Origin of the sequence: Paenibacillus sp. 2TAF8, assembly GCF_052114825.1 — a bacterium.
Taxonomy (GTDB): Bacteria; Bacillota; Bacilli; order Paenibacillales; family Paenibacillaceae; genus Paenibacillus.
The window spans coordinates 21,009-35,055 of record NZ_JBFRFN010000037.1; the positions used below are offsets into that span (position 1 = coordinate 21,009).

General features: G+C 45.3%; 14 protein-coding genes, 15 tRNA genes and 1 rRNA gene. 1 reads left to right on the forward strand and 29 read right to left on the reverse strand.

Translation table 11 applies throughout. The annotated features are described in order from the left end of the window. Positions 1-13: 13 nt before the first annotated feature. From AB4Z30_RS28955 to AB4Z30_RS28995, 9 genes are all read right to left on the reverse strand, one after another. Complete coding sequence (locus AB4Z30_RS28955; protein WP_441931089.1) at positions 14-847, reverse strand: YwmB family TATA-box binding protein; 834 nt, start codon at positions 845-847, stop codon at positions 14-16. Positions 848-1,101: 254 nt separating this feature from the next. Continuing rightward, complete coding sequence (locus tag AB4Z30_RS28960) at positions 1,102-1,770, reverse strand: response regulator (protein ID WP_441931106.1); 669 nt, start codon at positions 1,768-1,770, stop codon at positions 1,102-1,104. Further along, positions 1,754-2,827, reverse strand: a complete 1,074-nt coding sequence (locus AB4Z30_RS28965) for a sensor histidine kinase (protein ID WP_441931090.1) — start codon at positions 2,825-2,827, stop codon at positions 1,754-1,756. The genes AB4Z30_RS28960 and AB4Z30_RS28965 overlap by 17 nt, the downstream gene beginning before the upstream one ends. A gap of 36 nt (positions 2,828-2,863) precedes the next feature. Beyond that, positions 2,864-3,511 (reverse strand): cell wall-active antibiotics response protein LiaF, encoded by a 648-nt coding sequence (liaF, locus tag AB4Z30_RS28970; protein WP_441931091.1) that lies wholly within the window; start codon positions 3,509-3,511, stop codon positions 2,864-2,866. Positions 3,512-3,663: 152 nt separating this feature from the next. After that, complete coding sequence (locus AB4Z30_RS28975) at positions 3,664-4,371, reverse strand: PspA/IM30 family protein (protein WP_090919700.1); 708 nt, start codon at positions 4,369-4,371, stop codon at positions 3,664-3,666. Between the two features lies 1 nt (position 4,372). Next, positions 4,373-4,873: a PspC domain-containing protein gene (locus AB4Z30_RS28980; RefSeq protein ID WP_441931092.1), complete on the reverse strand. Its 501-nt coding sequence runs from the start codon at positions 4,871-4,873 to the stop codon at positions 4,373-4,375. Between the two features lie 17 nt (positions 4,874-4,890). Then, positions 4,891-5,127 carry a PspC domain-containing protein gene (locus tag AB4Z30_RS28985; RefSeq protein WP_123064745.1) on the reverse strand — a complete coding sequence of 79 codons (237 nt, stop codon included), beginning with the start codon at positions 5,125-5,127 and terminating at the stop codon, positions 4,891-4,893. 4 nt (positions 5,128-5,131) lie between these two features. Then, positions 5,132-5,803 carry a PspA/IM30 family protein gene (locus AB4Z30_RS28990; protein ID WP_441931094.1) on the reverse strand — a complete coding sequence of 224 codons (672 nt, stop codon included), beginning with the start codon at positions 5,801-5,803 and terminating at the stop codon, positions 5,132-5,134. Positions 5,804-5,841: 38 nt separating this feature from the next. After that, positions 5,842-6,150: a LiaF transmembrane domain-containing protein gene (locus AB4Z30_RS28995; RefSeq protein ID WP_441931095.1), complete on the reverse strand. Its 309-nt coding sequence runs from the start codon at positions 6,148-6,150 to the stop codon at positions 5,842-5,844. Positions 6,151-6,603: 453 nt separating this feature from the next. On the opposite strand from AB4Z30_RS28995, the gene AB4Z30_RS29000 reads away from it, so the two are divergent. After that, positions 6,604-9,024 (forward strand): helix-turn-helix domain-containing protein, encoded by a 2,421-nt coding sequence (locus AB4Z30_RS29000; protein ID WP_441931096.1) that lies wholly within the window; start codon positions 6,604-6,606, stop codon positions 9,022-9,024. Between the two features lie 22 nt (positions 9,025-9,046). On the opposite strand, the gene AB4Z30_RS29005 is transcribed toward AB4Z30_RS29000, so the two are convergent. The 20 genes from AB4Z30_RS29005 to AB4Z30_RS29100 all read right to left on the reverse strand — a co-directional run. Then, positions 9,047-9,979, reverse strand: a complete 933-nt coding sequence (locus AB4Z30_RS29005; RefSeq protein ID WP_441931098.1) for a class I SAM-dependent methyltransferase — start codon at positions 9,977-9,979, stop codon at positions 9,047-9,049. 261 nt (positions 9,980-10,240) lie between these two features. Further along, a complete protein-coding gene (locus AB4Z30_RS29010; protein ID WP_441931100.1) occupies positions 10,241-11,005 on the reverse strand; it encodes an anti-sigma factor in 765 nt (254 codons plus the stop codon). Next, a complete protein-coding gene (locus AB4Z30_RS29015) occupies positions 11,005-11,580 on the reverse strand; it encodes an RNA polymerase sigma factor (protein ID WP_441931101.1) in 576 nt (191 codons plus the stop codon). Before AB4Z30_RS29015 ends, AB4Z30_RS29010 begins: the two co-directional genes overlap by 1 nt. Positions 11,581-11,629: 49 nt before the next feature. Further along, positions 11,630-12,190: a cupredoxin domain-containing protein gene (locus AB4Z30_RS29020; protein ID WP_441931102.1), complete on the reverse strand. Its 561-nt coding sequence runs from the start codon at positions 12,188-12,190 to the stop codon at positions 11,630-11,632. A gap of 160 nt (positions 12,191-12,350) precedes the next feature. Then, a tRNA-Leu gene (locus tag AB4Z30_RS29025) sits at positions 12,351-12,429 on the reverse strand. A 38-nt stretch (positions 12,430-12,467) separates the two neighbouring features. Further along, positions 12,468-12,541 (reverse strand) — tRNA-Cys (locus AB4Z30_RS29030). Between the two features lie 6 nt (positions 12,542-12,547). Beyond that, positions 12,548-12,622: transfer RNA gene (locus AB4Z30_RS29035), tRNA-Gly, on the reverse strand. 4 nt (positions 12,623-12,626) lie between these two features. After that, positions 12,627-12,701, reverse strand: a tRNA-Gln gene (locus tag AB4Z30_RS29040). 14 nt (positions 12,702-12,715) lie between these two features. Further along, positions 12,716-12,788, reverse strand: a tRNA-His gene (locus AB4Z30_RS29045). A gap of 28 nt (positions 12,789-12,816) precedes the next feature. Beyond that, positions 12,817-12,890 (reverse strand) — tRNA-Trp (locus AB4Z30_RS29050). Positions 12,891-12,896: 6 nt separating this feature from the next. Next, a tRNA-Tyr gene (locus AB4Z30_RS29055) sits at positions 12,897-12,982 on the reverse strand. Between the two features lie 9 nt (positions 12,983-12,991). Next, positions 12,992-13,067 (reverse strand) — tRNA-Thr (locus tag AB4Z30_RS29060). A 22-nt stretch (positions 13,068-13,089) separates the two neighbouring features. Beyond that, positions 13,090-13,162 (reverse strand) — tRNA-Phe (locus AB4Z30_RS29065). A gap of 96 nt (positions 13,163-13,258) precedes the next feature. Beyond that, positions 13,259-13,336: transfer RNA gene (locus tag AB4Z30_RS29070), tRNA-Asp, on the reverse strand. Between the two features lie 28 nt (positions 13,337-13,364). Beyond that, a tRNA-Met gene (locus AB4Z30_RS29075) sits at positions 13,365-13,438 on the reverse strand. A gap of 17 nt (positions 13,439-13,455) precedes the next feature. Next, positions 13,456-13,531 (reverse strand) — tRNA-Val (locus AB4Z30_RS29080). Positions 13,532-13,634: 103 nt separating this feature from the next. Beyond that, positions 13,635-13,706: transfer RNA gene (locus tag AB4Z30_RS29085), tRNA-Glu, on the reverse strand. A gap of 17 nt (positions 13,707-13,723) precedes the next feature. Further along, positions 13,724-13,815 (reverse strand) — tRNA-Ser (locus tag AB4Z30_RS29090). A gap of 1 nt (position 13,816) precedes the next feature. Further along, a tRNA-Asn gene (locus AB4Z30_RS29095) sits at positions 13,817-13,892 on the reverse strand. Between the two features lie 71 nt (positions 13,893-13,963). Continuing rightward, positions 13,964-14,047: ribosomal RNA gene (locus AB4Z30_RS29100) — 23S ribosomal RNA — on the reverse strand; the annotation flags it as partial.

A 14,047-nucleotide genomic window follows, 5' to 3' on the forward strand; every position in this document is an offset into this window, starting at 1 on the left:
TTACCTCCATCACTTAATATTCAATCGTGATCACCGGAAAACCGACAGTAACACGCGCATCATCCTGCCCACTAACTTGATGTACCGCAAGTTGCATATTTAATAGGTGTAAGCCGCTCAGAATCTCCAGCGGTAACGCTGTGGCCTGATACGAAACACTTGCTGTAGCTGCATCTTCATAACGCTCAACTTCCTTCATATCCAGTTCACGGGAGAACTTGGCTTCCAGCGCCGCTAACTGTTCACTGGCTTTTCTTGCTACACCAGCCTGAGCCATATTGGATACCTCTATTGTGGATGATTTGCCATCCCCATCATCTTCACTCATTGCACTCAACTTACCCTGAACAGACATATTCCAGCTTGCTTGCAAGCCGAGTTTATTCATTGCCTCTCCCACCTGTTCATGTGAAGCAAGCAATGTCTGTTGCTCCAGTTTTACTCCTCCTGACAGCTGCACGATCACATAGTATCGATCTTGTTCTGTACTTGCCACATTAAGCAGCAAACCTATTGGAGATTCAGAACCCCCAACTATTCCCTCGCTTCGATATACATCATGTCCGGTTTGTACATCCTGAACGGGTGCTACAAGTCCCAGATCTGCTGCAAGCTTCACAGCTTGCGTACGAGCATCCCCGTGGCCTCCAGCTTGCCATTTGATCACCCATTGATCTGCATTTTTCATGACTGATTCTGCGGTATGTAACAATTGCTCCAGTCCTGCCACTTCAGTACCAAAACCTTTCTTTTCTGCTGCTGCGTTCTCAGCATATCCCTGTGTAACCCCGATTATAATAATTATGGCCATTGCAATGACGCTTGTACTCATCCAACGCTTTAACAAGTGAATTCCCCCGTTCCGTCTTCCATTCTATGAATCTATCAACAGCATGCCCCCTTCCAACTTGACCTAAACCCATTACGAGACTCTTTCTATGAATACAAAACAAAAAAAGCCCATCCACCACCTTAGGGCAGACCGAGCTTCCTGTTATCTTCATTATCTTCAAAACTTTATTTATTTCCTGTTTTCGAAATTTCTTTGAAACTCATAATTCTTTACGTTTCAAACGTACACCCTGCTTCTGCTTCATAAGCTTACTCTGCCAATCCGTTCTTATACGCGTAAATCGCGGCCTGTGTCCGGTCATCCACACCCAGCTTCGCAAGCAAATTGGTCACATGGAACTTAACTGTTTTTATACCGATAATTAGCTCATCCGCGATATCTTGATTGGACTTGCCTTGCGCCACCAAACGTAGAACATCCATCTCCCGATCGGTCAGTTCTTCATGTAAAGGTGCTGCCGCTTGCGGCTGTCGGAAACGATTCATCATTTTAGACGCCACCTGTGACTCCAGAACGGATTGTCCACGTGCAGCGGCACGAATGGCGTCAGCTACCTCATTGGCTCTGGATGTTTTCAACAGATAGCTGAAAGCTCCTGCTTCAATGACCGGATACATTTTCTCATCGTCCAGATAACTTGTTAACACAATGACTTTGCATTCCGGGTTGATTTTGAGAACCTGACGTGTCGCTTCAATGCCATCCATGCCTTCCATGACAAGATCCATCAACACCACGTCTGGCTTATATTCCTGAGCAAGCCTGATGCCTTCCTCCCCGCTTCCAGCTTCACCGATCACTTCAATGCCGTCTTCCGTATCCAAAACCGCGGCAAGACCTATACGTACCATCTCATGATCATCCACGAGTAATACTCTGATCGCCGTTTCCGTCTCCGTTTCAACTTCCGGTTCCATTGACATGTTCTACCTCGCTTTCTTCGTTCATCAGAGGGATCGTGATCTCAATCCGTGTTCCTTTACCTGGTGCCGTCACAAATTGGATGGCTCCCCCAATCTCTGTAACCCGTTCACGCATATTCGCCAGACCATACGAGGCCTGCTTCTGTTCATCCAGATCAAAGCCCTGACCGTCATCTCGAATCAGAACCCGAACGGCGTCCATACGGCGCTGCAACCTGATCTCCATCTTCTCCGCTTTTGCATGACGCAACGTATTCGACATCGCTTCTTGGACGATTCGGAATAAATGGTTCTCAATTCCTTTGACCAGATGAATATCTTCGTCCATCTCCAGTACGATTTCCATGGGCACTTTGGTTTTCAGTTCCATCACCAGATCACGCAGACCTTGCTCCAACTGTTTTCCCTCCAGATAGACGGGCCGCAGATGCAACAACAAGGCTCTCATCTCGGACTGAGCTACGGAAGCCATTTCTTCAATTAAAGCAACCTGTCGCTGTGCCCGTTCAAAATCCTTCTCCATCTTCCGGCCGACCGCCGTTGCGGTCATCGAGATCGCAAATAGCTGCTGTGATACCGCATCATGCAATTCCCTTGCAAGCCGTTGTCTCTCTTCAACAATGGCTGTGATTCTGGCCTGTTCGGCAAGCTGTGCATTGTTCGTAGACAATCTCTGGAGGGAAGACACCTGATCCTCCCACTTTTTGCCGATGCGACCCAATTGTTCACTAAGCCGGCCGACATCATCCTCACCGAGGTCGGGTACTGTACGAGAGAGTGATCCTTTTTCCCATTGCAGCAACGTTTCCGTTAACAATTCTAGCCGTCTTTTCACCCTATAACTCTGATAAAACCCAAATACCGCCCCAATTCCGATCAGAAGAAGCAACAAGGCAAGTCCCGATTGAATAAGATGTCGCCAACCAGCAAACGGAGCCAGATAACCATATGTATACAATACATATAAAATAACGGCAAACACAATGAAAACAAGGAGGATCCCTTCACGCATACTTCGGGTAACCATATCCGTATGTTTTCTATCCTTCATCCGGGAGTCCTCCTTTTCCTCATCCATTTCTTAGTACTACGAATTATGAATGTTTAAGTCGCCAACAATATACGAAATAACAAATTTTACTTTATGTTCACTGGATTCGTATCCAGGAGTTCTCCATACCAATGTATTCATCATGCCACTATCCTGCTCGCCCAGCAGATTTACTCGGCCAAATAGTACCGATGCCTCAATCTCTACCCCATAATCCTCGGGCAGGGTCAGACGAACATTCCCCATAACACCTTGTAGCAGTACAATCGTTTGTTTCTCTTCAGGAATAGAGAGAGACAAGTCCGCATTGACCTCGCCAATGGCGTGCCACAGACTCATACTGCGCAGCCTCCAGGAGGACTGATCCCAGTAATAACGGGCCATGAAATTTTGTTTTTTCATAACATCATCATGAAGATGCATCTTTTTGTTCTTGGAATAAAAATAAGCTAAGGATGTCAGTACAATTAGAAAGACGATCATCAAGTTATCAAGCRGTAGCAGAGCTGCACCAACCCCAAGATAACGATAACCTTTCCTGGTTTCACCTTTTCGAATCTGAAGCATACCCACCGTTAACAGAATGAGTGCGGCAGCAGTCAGCAGATTCATATTCCGGTTAAAGAGCATCAAAAAACCAACAACAACAATAATAACTGCAATCCAGTGGTTTCTTCTACTCATCTCTGCCGCACCTCCTCTGTGGGTTCATCTTCTTCATTATTCGACGGAAAAGCCATAGCAGGCAATGAAATCCTGTATGGCTTAACTTTTGTTCTACGAATCGTATAGGTTACACGATCTATAGAATATCATATTGTTTACCAAGCGAACAGTTATTCTTTAGAAGTATCGATCGCTTCGTTTTTGGAACCATTGCCCATTTTGTTTTTCAGCGCCTGCAATTGCTGATCCACTTTGAATTGTTTCTCCAGATCAACCGGATTAGTGTAAGAAGCTCCAGTATTGCGGTATGGTGCACGGGCTACATCTGCCTCGGCTTCAAGCTGCATGATTTTCTCTTCCATGCGGTGGAATCCAAGGGATGCACTTCCACTCTCAATGGAATGCAAACTGTTGATCGAAGACATTTGTTTTTTGGCTTTAGCCATCTGCGCACGGGACACCAGCTCATTACGTTTGTTGCGCATTTTGTAGAACTCGTCTTTCATGTCATGCAACTGTTGCAACAAATCTTTCGCCTGTGCTTCAGATTGGGCATGCAGCTCACGATATTCCTCAATTTTTTGATCAAAATAGATTTTCTCTTCCAACAATTTGCGTGCTACTTCTTCCTGACCATTGGACAGAGCCGCTTCTGCTTGAGACTCACGTTGTACCGAAGTACGTTCTGCTTCATCCAGACGTTGCTTCATGCGACGCTCGTTAGCCATTTGTTTAGCTACCGTCACCTCAGCCTCATGAATTTCAGCCTCCATATCACGCAGATACTGGTTCAACATCACAATCGGATCTTCCACTTTATCCAACATATCATTTACAGATGCCTTCGTCATATCCTTAATCCGTTTAAATACTCCCATTTTACTTTTCTCCCTTCTCGTAACGAGATAGTTTTTGGCGAAGCTCTTCCACTTCTTTTTTCAAAGCCTTTTTCTCAATATCTTTCATCATGGAATCCAGTTCACTTTCGTGCTGGCTTCCTGTTCCATAAGCGTTGTTGTCATAGGAACGCGGGCCGGGTTGCGGTCTGCTGTTATATCCCGGGCCAGGGCCAGGACCAAAACCTGGTTGATTGGGATTGCTGTTAAAAGGATCTCTTGGTGCCTGATGGTCATAACCACCATACCCTCTGCCAGAACCAGCACCTGGGCCGTAACCGTATGGATCGTATGGTGGGAACGGCTCTTTTGGTACGACGAGAGCGGCGATGAAGTAGATTAATAACGTTGTGCCCCCAGTGGCAAAGATACTGATGACGAAGATGATCCGCAGCAGCGTAGAATCCATTCCAATCGCTTCGGATATGCCGCCGATTAGACCGGTCATCATTCGGTCACGCGTTGAGCGGTAAAGTTTGCTCATGTGCTTGCTCCTTTCGTTTACTTGTAACCTCTACTGTGATCAGGACCATATACGTACGGATCTGCGTAGTTAGGTTCCTTTGGTACAACCAATGCAGCGATGAAGTAGATGAATAGAGATGTACCACCCGTTGCGAAGATGCTGATGAAGAAAATGATCCGTAGCAGCGTAGTACTAAAACCAAGATTTTCAGATATGCCGCCGATCAAACCTGTCAGCATACGATTACGCGTTGAGCGGTATAATTTATTCATGTGACTACTCCTTTTTATCGTTATTGAGCTTTTGCTTCAAGCGCTCCAGTTCTTTGTCCAGTGCAGAGGAAGACATGTTACCGGATAAGCCGGAACCATCCTGACCCATTCGCCGGATCTCCCGAAGACTCTGCGCCTCATATTCGAGATCGGAGACTTGGTCATCAAGCTTGTTAAACATACCAGGTACGTTTTGACCACTGTAGTTTCCACGCTGATTCATTCGTTGCTGCAATTGGATCGTTTGCATTCGAGCGTAGTAATATTGGCGTTTACTGTACACATTCTGATACTCTGCCTTCAACTGATTGATCTGCTCATCAAGTTCCTGCAATGCGGCAGCGCTTTGTGTGTACAATTCATTGTATTGATCGATTTTTTCCTCATGGAGAATTTTCTCCTGTAGAGCCAGCTTGGCGAGATGTTCCTCACCGGCCTTCAAAGCCATGGATGCCTGTTCTTCTCGTTTGTTAACCATAGCTGATGCTTGATCTGCTTGCTGTTTCATTTGTCTTGTATGACTCGCATACTGGTGTCGAAGCTTCTCGGCTTCTCCAATGTCTTGGCGGGTCGAGACCAGGAACTGATCAATCAGTTTAACCGGGTCCTGACTTTGCTCCAAATGTTCGTTCAGACTAGCTACGGTGATATCCCGCATTCGACGAAATACACTCATTATGTTCTGTCCCTCCTTTTACTTGATCGTGACCTTACTCAATAGCGACGATGTGAATTGCGATTGTTGCTCAGCATCGAGATACCGAAGATAATCAATCCGACTGCGATAATCGGCCCGACCAGCCAAGACAGTTTTCCTATCAAGGATAAGATACCGATGATAAGAACGATCCATCCAAGCGTTACATTTCCTCTTTTAACTCCGTAATACCCCAGTGCAATCATCAGGATCGGAATCAGGTAACCCATCAGATGCCCAAGCAACGGGGTTAACTTTCCGAAGAGCATCAGTGCACCAATTGCAATCAACACGATCGCCCAACCATTTCCCTTGTTCATTCTCATAATTGTTGTTCACCGCCCTTTCCATTTTCATTTGTTGTTTTATTCATTTGTGCGTTCAGAACTTGTTGTTTTTGTTTCCGTGTTTCTTGTTTAACCTTATGTCCTTATTCTAGGGGATTCTACGACTTTTCAAAACAGACTACGGACGGTTTTTGATCCTAGACTCAGGTCGGGGGTCCGCTTGGACCTACGACTGTCCGTAGGCTAGACCTGAATATTCTTACTGCATTACTCACTCCGACTACCTGTTATTACCCGTAAATCGGTAACACTTCACGGAAGTCCCGTCTGCTGATTGAAAAACGTCGTTATCTTAATGCATACGTACATTACACGATTTCCGTTTCTATAATTACTTTTTTATCCAAATAAACAAAATTTAGATTGTTCTAATTGAAAGCGTTTACTAAAATAAAGAAGAAAGAACTCTATCTTCCATCAAGGAGTGGGCATGTGCGAACGATAAGCTATCTCCATAAAATGATTATCTTCGGGCTTCTGTTAAGTATAGTTCCTATCCTGCTGACGGGAATTGCTGCTTTTATTTATTCTTCCAGCCAGACTGAGCTACATCGAACTCAAATGAATCAACAGTTGCTCGAACAGCTACAGTCCAACGTAGAGCATAAGCTCGCTACAGTCAGTTACATGCTGGATCAAGCTGTACGCTCTCCGATCACACTTCGTTCTCTAGTAGAATCGAGTTCGCTCCAACGGATCAGCCAGTTGCAAGGTGGCGACTTACAGACAGAATTCCAGCATATGAAGTTGTGGGAACCTCTGCTGGATATTGTCCTAGTCAATCAATCCAAAGATTGGCTTATCAATCATTTAGGCCTCTATGCAAATACTCGCTTCCCGTTATCACTGCCGATGAAAGATTTGATTGCGGATACAATGACCTCCGGATGGCAACTGGCACCCTCGTCCATATTCAGTAACGAAGACGATAACGAGCAAAGAAGGTCCAGCCAACGGCTTTCAGGTCAGGACTGCATCTACCATGTTACACTCGCAAGAACTATTCAGGGTACGCGTACATCGTCCAATGCAGCGCTGATCGCAGGAATCCCGGCATGCGCCATGCAAAATCCGCTTGCGCAATACCCCACCATAGAGGCATCGGTCTCAGGGGTGATCATTATAAATCGGGAACAACAGGTCATTACTCACCCGGATGCATCCTATATCGGACAACCTTTGTCTGCCGTGGGCCTGTTTGATCGGAATAACGGGGAACGCATCCAGACATTAGCGCCCGTAATGTACTCTGATGCTTATGCTGAACGAGAAGTACAGTTTGCCAATGCGGATTATTCGTTAATCTACAGTCCTGCTACATTAAAAGGCTGGACATATATTCTCATAACCCCTGAGAATACATTGATCAAAGACTATATCAAAATCGGGTTCCATACGCTGTATATCAGTATTGCAATGCTCTTGCTTTCTCTGTTGCTCGCATGGCTGGGTTCAAAACGAATGCTCGCGCCTATCAGGCAGATTCTTGCTCAATTAGGCGACAATATCATCGTCAAAGGGCATTCTGCATTGCCGCAACAACCCGTAAGTTCTCCTAATGAACTGGAACAGATTCAAATGGGTGTCTCTCAGTTATCCGATGCACGCTCTGAATTGGAATCTGCTTTAAATCAGCATCAAATACAAATTCGCACAACCTTTATGATGCAGTTGCTTCAAGGCAGAAACCGCTCCAATACATTGCAAGACACATTACGAGGACAGGGTTATGCCACCCAGCTTTCAAAGTGGCAACAAGTTGCCGTGATTGCCCTTCAGCCTGAACTGATGGACCACTCTAGATACACCATGGAAGATCGCTCTCTGCTCTTGTTTGCCATCCAAAACATCCTTGAAGAGACTCTTGAACCTCATCAACAATTACTTCCTATAGTGCTGGAACAGAATGTTGTAACGGTGGTTGGCAGTAATCAGGAAGATTCTACACTGTTTTCGAAGTGGCTTTCATCGTTGACAGAACAATTGCAAGAGCAGATGAGTGTAGTTTTGGATTTGAAGGTAAGTATCGGTGTGAGTCAGCCACATCGTTTAATGGGGCATATTCCACAGGCTTACAATGAAGCCATAAATTCATTGAAACATCGCATGCGGCTTGGGACAGGCATTATCGTGCAATACGGACAGCATGATTGGGCTTCAGCAGCTTGGGCGATGGCATATCCAGAAACACTGGAGTATTCACTGCTTCAGTCTATTCAACAAGCAGACGAAGTTATTGCTTCTGCACAGCTGACCGAGTTACTGGAGACACTTTTTTCACTTGAGTGTACCCCGGAAGAATATCAGGTTGCTTTGATGCGACTTTTGACGCATATCTTGCAACTCGCTCAGGAATCTGGCGTTCGGCTCGCACAGATCTGCCAGAACGACCGATCTCTATTCCATGAGTTGCATGTTTTACAGTACGCAGCCGAGGTCGAGCAATGGTTTACTCATCAGGTGATTCTGCCTCTCATTCACATTTTCAAAGAAAGACAGGTTGCACAATATCAGCATATTTCAGAGAAGATGATCGCCATTATCGAGCAAGATTATGACAAAGACTTGACCCTGGAAGAATGTGCGATGCGGCTTCATTATAATGCCAACTATTTAAGCAGTGTTTTTCGTAAAGAAACCGGCGCTTCATTTAGTGAGTATTTGACTAGATATCGACTGAATATCGCCAAAAAGTGGCTGGACGAAAGTGATTGGACGGTAAAAGAAATCGCCGAACGGCTTCGCTATACAAATCCGCAAAACTTTATCCGTTCCTTTCGAAAATGGGAAGGGTTGACTCCCGGTAAATACCGGGAGCGTAAAAGACACCCTGAACGGGCTGTCAGAGGATAGATTACTATTACAGATTCAATGTTTACCTTTGGACTGTAGATACTGTCTTCATGTGGGCTTGTTCAAGCTGAATCAGCATTTTGCCAAACCTTGCTCCCCGAGAAAAGGAGACTACACCATCCTTGTATGTGTTACGAATATACGTTTCAGCTTCACTCAGCGCAGCTGCATCCGTTGGCATTTCATAGGTATGCAGCCATTCAGGCAGCTTTTGAATCAATTCGTCTGTCTGAATCTCAAAATCGTTTACTTCTCTTGTAATAATCATCGTATATGAATATCCCTTAAGGTAAAGTAGCTGCTGGAGGTATGCCATATCCCCTGCCTTATAAGGAGCATGCACACCAAGCACCGTTCTCAGCTCATCCATGAGTGTATGCTCTTTGGCACCTGCGATCGTACTGACATAGACATACTTTCTGGCACAATGGATGGCTTGCTCAATCGTTTCCCAATCAGACATCGCCGGGCACATCGATGCAAAGACAATATCATATTGTTTCTCCCAGCCTTTATCCTGTATAGAGATTTCTTCGAATCGCTCGGGTACAATCGTAATGTTTTCTTTCAGCTCAGCTGGAATGGTTTCCTGCATTAATGAGACGAGCAGTTCAGAAGGCTCAACTGCAGTGACCGTGGCTCCCTTCTCTGCAAAAGGAATTGTAAAAATTCCTGAGGCCGCCCCTACGTCCAGTACGGAGGCTCCCTCAAACGTTACACCTTGGTTTTCAATCCAGCTCATAATACGTGCCGAGCGGTTCTTGCCTTCATCGGTAAACGACTGAGCATGATAATTCCGAGCCCAACGCTCGAAAGCTTCTTCTGTATCAAAAGGGGCACTTTTTTGCTTATATCTTGGACTTCTCGGGCGGTTTTGCCATGCTGTTTCCCACACACCTAGATCAAATAGTATATCTGCGTTCGCTCTAAACGGTTGAGTTGTCAGCTTCCTCACATCCTTCCATATTACAGACTTAATATATCCACAATATACTGAATAGAGTTATACGTCAATCTTTATGTTACTTATGTTTAAACGTAAAAACAACACAGAAGAGGATGAAGTCCTCCTCTGTGTTGTTTTTTAAAATAATTTTGCGACTAAATTTAGTACATATGACATATAACAATTCCTTCTCCCCAGACTAATCTGACTTGAGAAGAGTAGTGCCCAGCAATGGATCCGAAAAATAAAGCTGTATCACGTTCTAATTTGTTAACTTGAACGAAAGATCTGTGGACCACGCGGAACAAGTCCTGTTGAATCAGACTCCAACGTAATCGCAACAGAATCATAGTTCCATGCCTGATTGCCCATAGGAATTGCGAGCACGGCCAGCCCCATCTGATTTTCCACTTTCAGCTTGCCTGCATTCTGATACGCCTGATCCTTATTCAACCATACTTGATAAACCTCATTCTTTTCGGTCTGTGGGGGATTGAACAAGTAGACTACAAACTGCTGATTCTTCCCGTTGCCTACAATACAAGCTACCCCATAACTACTCCCGGAGGTTAACGATTCAAGCTTTATGACCTTTTGTATCTCTGAAGCAGGCAAATCAATTGAATTCATCAATGTTACAGGTTGTTCGATGTGCTCTTGAATCATAACTACATTTCCTAACAAACTCACACCAAGAAGAATAAGTAACGAAGCTACTGCAAAATTCATTTTTTTATTGTTAAAATGCTTGCTAAGGCGCTTGATTCTGCTACTATTTTTACTCTCTACAAGATCTGGCGCTAAGATTCCTTTGCTTTTGCCCCATGCGGCTTCCATCACCTGTTGCTTTAAATCGGATGGCAACTCCACTTGTTCTATATGCGTTGGAATCGCCTCCCAGCCTAGCCGTAGTTGTTCTAATTCAATCTTACACAATTCACAGGCATCAAGATGCCGTTCAAAAGCTTTGCCTTCCTCTGAGCAAGGATCGGATAGATACTCCAGCATGTATGAGCAGACGGTTGTTGACGACATTACCACTCTTCCCCTCCCGCAAGCAAGTGCTTACGCAGTATTTTCAGTGTCTGGTGCAGTCGGCTTTTAACTGTGCCCAAAGGCTCCTGATAGTGCGCAGCTAACTCACTCAAGCTGTATCCTTGCCAATAAAAATGTTCAAGCAATTGAAGTTGTTGTTGAGAAAGAAAGGCACGCATTCCTTTAATCTGTTCCTTCAACAATTGTTTCTCAACTTGGCTTTCAACTGATAATTCAGCAAGCTCTGCTACTCTTTCCAGCTTCTCGGCTGCATAATAAGACACTAACTGGCTGGAAAGACTGCGTTGTTTACGTAACCAATCGACAGCCAGATTACGTGTAATCGTGATTATCCAGTTTCTAAACTGGCCCTTATTCGGGTCGAATTCAGCCTCTGTCGTCCATATCCTGACAAACACAGACTGCACCACTTCTCGGGCACCCTCCTCCTGTTGAAGAGCCTTCCATGCAAATGAGTATATAAGAGGAGCGTAACGATCATATAACTCTGATAATGCCTCTTGCTTTTTTTGTTTAATCAGTAAGATCAGCTGATAATCGGAGTACTCCTGCATTGAAAAGTCTTCCCCTCTCCTGTCAGGTCGAGCGATATCGAACACAGGATTACTTGGAGAGGACTTTAATTACCCCTTTCATGCTTGGATGAGGTCCACAGTGATAATTCATTTCACCCGCCTTCTTAAATGTAATGACTGATTTCTCACCCTCACCCAATAATCCTGTATTGAAAGAATCGTCCTCTGCAACAACGGAATGTTCAACCTGATCCTTGTTTACAAATTCAACGCGATCCCCAACCTTGATCTTCAACTCGGCAGTTTGAAATGCAAAATCAGAAATCTCAACCACATAGGTCTTGCTCTTCTCTGTTTTGGCATCTGTGGTCTTTTTACTGTCTTTAGAAGATTTGGAAGTATCACCTTTCTTATTTGTGGACTTTTCCTTACCTGGAGTTGCAGGTACCGATTTCTTAGGTTTGGTTGGTTTAGTCACTTTATTAGCAGTTGAACCCGTTGCTTGCTTGGACGACGGCTTCACGTCCTTCTTATCACTGGTTCCCGCCATGTGATTGTGAACTGATGCTTCTGCACCCGCCAACGGAGGCAACGATAGACATAGTCCCAGTCCCAAAATCAAGGATAAGTATTTTGTAGATTTTTTCATTATTGCTTTCCTCCCTAAAAATATGTAGCCTAGCATGGTATACAAACATAAGAAACGAACCAAATCTGTATTCGGTTTGATACCTCATAATTTTTTTTAAGAAGTCCCTTTAAAAAACAAAAAAAGTTCCTTAGATGGTCTCTAAGGAACTTGCTAATAATACCGGCGAGAGGACTCGAACCTCCACGGTTTCCCACTCGATTTTGAGTCGAGCGCGTCTGCCATTCCGCCACGCCGGCCTATTTAGTTATAGCATATAATTTCAGTAAAAATATGCTGGAGGCGCCACCCAGATTCGAACTGGGGATAAAGCTTTTGCAGAGCTGTGCCTTACCACTTGGCTATGGCGCCTTATTATGGAGCGGAAGACGGGAATCGAACCCGCGACCCTCGCCTTGGCAAGGCGATGCTCTACCGCTGAGCCACTTCCGCATTATGGCTGGGGATATAGGATTTGAACCTATGCATGACGGAGTCAAAGTCCGTTGCCTTACCGCTTGGCTAATCCCCATTAGATAACAAAGGGGCGATCGAGGGGAATTGAACCCCCGAATGCCGGATCCACAAACCGGTGCGTTAACCACTTCGCCACGATCGCCATATAGACTACATTCATTAAAATTAATTGGCAGGGGCAGCAGGAATTGAACCCACACCAACGGTTTTGGAGACCGTTGTTCTACCTTTAAACTATGCCCCTAAAAACTGGTGGAGGATGATGGATTCGAACCACCGAACCCGTACGGGAGCAGATTTACAGTCTGATGCGTTTGGCCACTTCGCTAATCCTCCAGGATTACATGGTGCCGGCGAGAGGACTTGAACCCCCAACCTACTGATTACAAGTCAGTTGCTCTACCAGTTGAGCTACACCGGCATATTAAGTTTTTCTGTAAAGGTGGCTCGGGACGGAATCGAACCGCCGACACGAGGATTTTCAGTCCTCTGCTCTACCGACTGAGCTACCGAGCCATAATAAAGTTCAAGCTTGAGTCGCTACACTTTATCCAGGGCATCAGTGCCATACAGCAGATGTAGTGAACAACTTCCCTCATGTTAAAACCTAAATGGCGGAACCGACGGGATTCGAACCCGCGATCTCCTGCGTGACAGGCAGGCATGTTAGGCCAACTACACCACGGTTCCATATCACTTTCATAGAAGAAAGTTTAAATTGCGGGGGCAGGATTTGAACCTGCGGCCTTCGGGTTATGAGCCCGACGAGCTACCGGGCTGCTCCACCCCGCGTCGTTATAAAAAGTATATGGTGGAGGCTGAGGGGATCGAACCCCCGACCCTCTGCTTGTAAGGCAGATGCTCTCCCAGCTGAGCTAAGCCTCCGAATAACACATTTATGATCTTACCATAAATCCGATGTTAAAATCAACTCTTTTTTTGAAAGTGATGATCTTCTCATTAGACTCTCAAGTTATTAAAATAACTATGACCCGTAGGGGATTCGAACCCCTGTTACCTCCGTGAAAGGGAGGTGTCTTAACCCCTTGACCAACGGGCCTTGCTAGAGAAGTATTATGGCGGAGAGAGAGGGATTCGAACCCTCGAGACGCTTGTGACGCCTACACGATTTCCAATCGTGCTCCTTCGGCCAGCTCGGACACCTCTCCATGGCTCCCCGAACAGGACTCGAACCTGTGACAACTCGATTAACAGTCGAGTGCTCTACCAACTGAGCTATCAGGGAATATGTTTCAGAGTGTTGTTCTCTGAAAACTAGATTCGAAACGAAACGCACGCGACTTAAAACTTGCATATTTGGATAAGCCCTCGACCGATTAGTACTGGTCAGCTCCATGCATTGCTGCACTTCCACCCCCAGCCTATCTACCTCGTCGTCTT

What these genes read in the sequence shown, in the direction of transcription:
- AB4Z30_RS28960 (WP_441931106.1), bottom strand. Translation starts at nt 1,770, where the DNA reads ATGGAACCGGAAGTTGAAACGGAGACGGAAACGGCGATCAGAGTATTA.
- AB4Z30_RS28965 (WP_441931090.1), bottom strand. Translation starts at nt 2,827, where the DNA reads ATGAAGGATAGAAAACATACGGATATGGTTACCCGAAGTATGCGTGAA.
- AB4Z30_RS28975 (WP_090919700.1), bottom strand. Translation starts at nt 4,371, where the DNA reads ATGGGAGTATTTAAACGGATTAAGGATATGACGAAGGCATCTGTAAAT.
- AB4Z30_RS28980 (WP_441931092.1), bottom strand. Translation starts at nt 4,873, where the DNA reads ATGAGCAAACTTTACCGCTCAACGCGTGACCGAATGATGACCGGTCTA.
- AB4Z30_RS28985 (WP_123064745.1), bottom strand. Translation starts at nt 5,127, where the DNA reads ATGAATAAATTATACCGCTCAACGCGTAATCGTATGCTGACAGGTTTG.
- AB4Z30_RS28990 (WP_441931094.1), bottom strand. Translation starts at nt 5,803, where the DNA reads ATGAGTGTATTTCGTCGAATGCGGGATATCACCGTAGCTAGTCTGAAC.
- AB4Z30_RS28995 (WP_441931095.1), bottom strand. Translation starts at nt 6,150, where the DNA reads ATGAGAATGAACAAGGGAAATGGTTGGGCGATCGTGTTGATTGCAATT.
- AB4Z30_RS29010 (WP_441931100.1), bottom strand. Translation starts at nt 11,005, where the DNA reads ATGTCGTCAACAACCGTCTGCTCATACATGCTGGAGTATCTATCCGAT.
- AB4Z30_RS29015 (WP_441931101.1), bottom strand. Translation starts at nt 11,580, where the DNA reads ATGCAGGAGTACTCCGATTATCAGCTGATCTTACTGATTAAACAAAAA.
- AB4Z30_RS29020 (WP_441931102.1), bottom strand. Translation starts at nt 12,190, where the DNA reads ATGAAAAAATCTACAAAATACTTATCCTTGATTTTGGGACTGGGACTA.